Origin of the sequence: Amycolatopsis sp. SID8362, assembly GCF_010550475.1 — a bacterium.
Lineage (GTDB): Bacteria > Actinomycetota > Actinomycetes > Mycobacteriales > Pseudonocardiaceae > Amycolatopsis > Amycolatopsis eburnea.
On sequence record NZ_JAAGNB010001677.1, the window covers coordinates 1 to 4,249 of the forward strand.

At 73.8% G+C, this 4,249-nt stretch carries 3 protein-coding genes and 1 pseudogene; 2 read left to right on the plus strand and 2 right to left on the minus strand.

The window, feature by feature from the left end; genetic code table 11:
- The coding region (locus G3I65_RS51690; RefSeq protein ID WP_160703356.1) for a hypothetical protein at positions 1-1,094 on the plus strand (1,094 nt) is incomplete at its 5' end.
- 9 nt (positions 1,095-1,103) lie between these two features.
- Here G3I65_RS51690 and G3I65_RS51695 read toward each other — a convergent pair.
- Positions 1,104-2,423, minus strand: a complete 1,320-nt coding sequence (locus G3I65_RS51695; protein ID WP_160703358.1) for an MFS transporter — start codon at positions 2,421-2,423, stop codon at positions 1,104-1,106.
- 128 nt (positions 2,424-2,551) lie between these two features.
- On the opposite strand from G3I65_RS51695, the gene G3I65_RS51700 reads away from it, so the two are divergent.
- Complete coding sequence (locus tag G3I65_RS51700; RefSeq protein WP_309236083.1) at positions 2,552-3,430, plus strand: PaaX family transcriptional regulator C-terminal domain-containing protein; 879 nt, start codon at positions 2,552-2,554, stop codon at positions 3,428-3,430.
- A 92-nt stretch (positions 3,431-3,522) separates the two neighbouring features.
- On the opposite strand, the pseudogene G3I65_RS51705 reads toward G3I65_RS51700, so the two are convergent.
- Positions 3,523-4,249 (minus strand): annotated as a pseudogene (locus tag G3I65_RS51705) (primosome assembly protein PriA); the annotation flags it as partial.

A 4,249-nucleotide genomic window follows, 5' to 3' on the forward strand; every position in this document is an offset into this window, starting at 1 on the left:
TGCTCACGCGGGCCGGCGACCGGCTGTGGCGCACGGCCGTCGACCGCGCGCAGGGCCGTCGTCCCGACCTGGGCACGCTCGACCGCTTCGACGACCGGCCGCTGTACTGGGCGAGGCTGCAGCTGAGCAGCGCGATCCGGCAGTGGCGGCCGGCGTTCGCGCTGCCGGACCGGACCGCGCTGCTCACGGCGTTCGACCACGGCTCCCGAGGACTCGACGACGTCCGCTTCCCGCTCGGCAAAACGCGGCGAGTCATGGTGAGCGGCTTCGACCCGTTCCAGCTGGACGGCCGCGGCCTCTCGATTTCGAACCCCGCCGGGGCGTCGGCGCTGCAGCTGGACGGCCGCGTCCTGGACACACCGTCGGGCCCGGCGGTGGTCCAGGCGGTGAGCTTCCCGGTGGTGTGGGGCTACTTCGACGACGGCATCGTCGAAGCGGCGTACGGCTCGGCGCTGCGCGACCGCGCGCGGCGGCCGGACGTCGTGCTGACGATCAGCCAGGGCCGCCCGGGCCGCTTCGACGTCGAACGCTGGGCGGGCGCCTGGCGCGGCGGCTTCCCGGACAACAACAACGCGTCGGTGACGGGCGGTGTCCCGCCGGCCGCGGGCTGGCCGCAGCCGGACGTCCAGTTCATCGAGACCACGCTCCCGTACGCGCGGATGACCGAGGTTCCGGGCGCTTACCCGGTGAACTTCAACCAGGCGTTCTGCGTGTGGCCGGATTCTTCGCACCCGGGCAGCGGCACGCCCGTGTGCCGTTCGGACGCCCCGGCCCCCGGCGAAATCGCGGCTTCGGGCGGGGGCGGGAACTACCTGTCGAACGAATCGATGTTCCGCGCGAACCGGGTCCGGCTGGGGCTGGGCCTGACGTCGGTGGCGGGCGGGCACCTGCACACGCCGGTTTTGGGCCAGCCGGCCGATCCGGCGGCGCTGACGGACCCGGCGTTCGAGTCCCGGCGGCAGGCGATCGCGGCCCAGGTGATCTCGCTGACGGAGGCTGCGGCCGGCGGGCCGGACGCGGGAATCCCGCTGCGGCAGCAGGAATCCCCGCGTGCGGCGCTGGAGTCGTTGCCGGGCACGGTGTTGAGCCGCTGAGCACTGCGCTCACGTGGTTCCGCGGATCCCCTCCGGCGCGGGCACCGCCGCACCGTCCGGCTCGTCGGCCAGATCGCTGCGGTTGCTTTCCGCCAGCGCGAGCACGCTCAGCACCGTAAGCAGGCAGCACGCGGCGATCACTGCGGAGATCACCAGCGTGCCGGCGCCGGCGATGCTCGCGAAGACGACCGGGGCGACGCCCGCGCCGAGGCCGGCGATCTGGTAGCCCAGTGACGCGCCGGTGTAGCGGGTGCGGGTGCCGAACAGCTCGGTGCACAGCGCGGCCAGCGGGCCGTACATCGCCGGGTGGGCGATGGACTGGCCGAGCACCAGTGCCAGGACCAGCAGGCCCGCCGAGTGGCTGTCGACCATCGGGAACAGCAGGAAGCCGACGATCGCGGTGGCCACCGCGCCGCCGATGACCACCGGGCGGCGGCCGATGCGGTCCGACAGCGCCGAGAACCCGATGATGCCGGCGACCGCGCCCACCGACGACACGGTGATCGCGTTGAGCACCGTCTGGCGCGGGAAGCCCTGGCCGACCGCGTAGGCAAGCACGTACGTGGTGAGCGTGCCCTGCGCGACGAACGCGCCGAAGCCGACGCCGATCGCCAGCAGCAGGTTCTTCGGGTGCCGCCGCAGCACCTCCACCAGCGGGGCGCGCGACGGGCGGCTCGTCGCCGCGAAGACCGGTGTTTCGGTCACCTTCAGCCGGACGAACAGGCCGATGGCGAGCAGCACGACGCTGAGCAGGAACGGGATCCGCCAGCCCCACGCCAGGAACTGCGCGTCGGTCGTCACCGCGGCCATGAGCGTCAGCATCAGCGTCGAGACGACCATGCCGCTGGGGGCGCCGGCGTTGGTGAAGCTCGCCCACAGGCCGCGGCGGGTGGTGGCGTGCTCGGCCGACATCAGCACCGCGCCGCCCCACTCGCCGCCGACCGCGATGCCCTGCAGCACGCGCAGGACGACCAGCAGGATCGGGGCCAGGGCGCCGGCCTGGGCGTACGTCGGCAGCACGCCGATCAGCGTGCTCGCGAGGCCCATCATCGTCATGGTGATCACGAGCATCCGCTTGCGGCCGAGCAGGTCCCCGAAGTGCCCGAAGACGATCCCGCCGAGCGGGCGGGCCAGGTAGCCGGTGGTGAAGGTGCCCAGGCTCGCGATCGTGCCGATCACCGGGTCCAGGCCGGAGAAGAAGACCTTGGAGAACACCACCGCCGACGCCGTGGCGTAGAGCAGGAAGTCGTAGTACTCGATCACGCTGCCCAGGTAGCTGGACAGCACCGCCCTGCGCAGCTGCACGGGCGAATGGTGGGTGTCCGTCATCGCGTGTCCTGCCTCGTCGCCGACCGCCGGATGCGGACGTGGCCTGCGCCACATCCGGCGCAAACATTAAGCACATCGATGACTGCGGTCAATACTGTGCCCAACATCGACTCGCTTATGCTGGCGCGGTGACCACCGTGGCCGACCACGAGACCGAGCAGGGCGACGACCTCTCCCCCAGCGGGGCCCCGCGCCCGCAGGCGCTGCTGCTCGCGTTCCTCGGCGCGCACGTCCTCGGCCACGACGTCCAGGTGGCCACGGCGAGCGTGCTCGAGGTGCTGGGCCGGGCCGGCGTCTCCGAGCACGCGGCCCGCTCGACGCTGAGCCGGATGGCCCGGCGCGACCTGCTGCGGCGCACCCGGCGCGGCCGCAACGTCTACATCGGACTGACCGGCCGGTCGCGCGCGATCCTGCTCGACGGCGCGCACCGCATCTGGCACCTCGGCGCGGTCGACCACGAGTGGGACGGCACCTGGACCCTGCTCGGCTTTTCGATGCCGGAGTCGTGGCAGCGCCAGCGCCACGTGCTGCGCTCACGCCTGCTGTGGGCCGGGTTCGGCAGCCTGCAGAGCGGACTGTGGATCGCACCCTCCACAGTGGACACCGTGCCGCTGCTGGACGGCCTGGGCACCGACGGCCACGTCAAGGTGTTCCAGGCCCGCGCCCTGCCGCCGACGGAGGTCGCCGAGATCGTGCAGGAGGCGTGGGACCTCGAGCGCATCGCGAGCCACTACCGCGGTTTCCTGGCCCGCTGGGGCGAACCGGGCGAGGCGGCGGCGCAGGCGCCGGACAGCCTGGCCCGCCACCTCCGGCTGGAAGCCGACTGGCTGCAGACGATCCGCACCGACCCCCGGCTCCCCCGCGACCTCCTGCCCGGCGACTGGCCCGCGGAACCGGCCCAGGACCTCTTCCGCGGCGCGAGCACCGAGCTGAAGCGCGCGGCACGGGACATCGCCGGCGGCATCCTCGACACGATCCCCGAAGAGCCGGCCGGACAAAACGGCTGACGGCCCGCCGCACCGGGTTCCGGTACGTCGCGCCTGCGGTCCGCAGCGTTCGCGGCACCCCACCTGCGAGCCGCCCGGCGCCACGGCCCGCCTCAGATCAGGTCGAGCGGGTCCACCTGGACGCGGATCGGTTCCGTCGCCTTCTTCGCGTCCCGCCGGGCCGCCGCCGCGTGGATCGAGGCCGCCAGTGCCTTGCCGTCCGCGCGGGACACCCGGACCAAGGCCCGCTCGCGCTCCGCGTTGCCGTCTTCGTCGACCTCGCCCAGCGGGACCGGGCCCAGCACCTCGCCGGTGTCCGGCAGCGGGAGATCGGCCAGGAAGCCCGCGACCGCGTCCGGGCTGCCCTCGACGCTCGCCATCCGCATCGACGGCGGGAAGCCCAGCTCACGGCGCTCGGCCAGCTCCTGGCCCGCGTGCCAGGCCGGGTCCCAGCGGACCAGCGCCTGCACCACCGGCAGGCCCGCCTCCGCGCCGACGATCACCCGGCCGCCCGAGGCGGACGGGCGGACCAGGGCGGCCGCGGCCATCCAGCGGCGCAGGGTTTCCTCCGCCGCCCGCAGGTCCTGGCGGCCGAGGAGGGCCCAGCCGTCCAGGAGCAGCGCCGCGCCGTAGCCGCCTTCGGCCACCGGTTCGGCGCCCGGGGTGCAGACCACCAGCGCCGGTTTGCCCGGGACCGAGGACAGCACCTCCGCCGCGCCCGACGTGCGGACCGGGATGCCCGGGAACGCGCGGCCGAGCTCCTCCGCCGTGCGCTTGGCGCCGACGATCACCGCGCGCAGCCGCACCGAACCGCAGGCCGTGCAGCGGAACGCCGTTTCC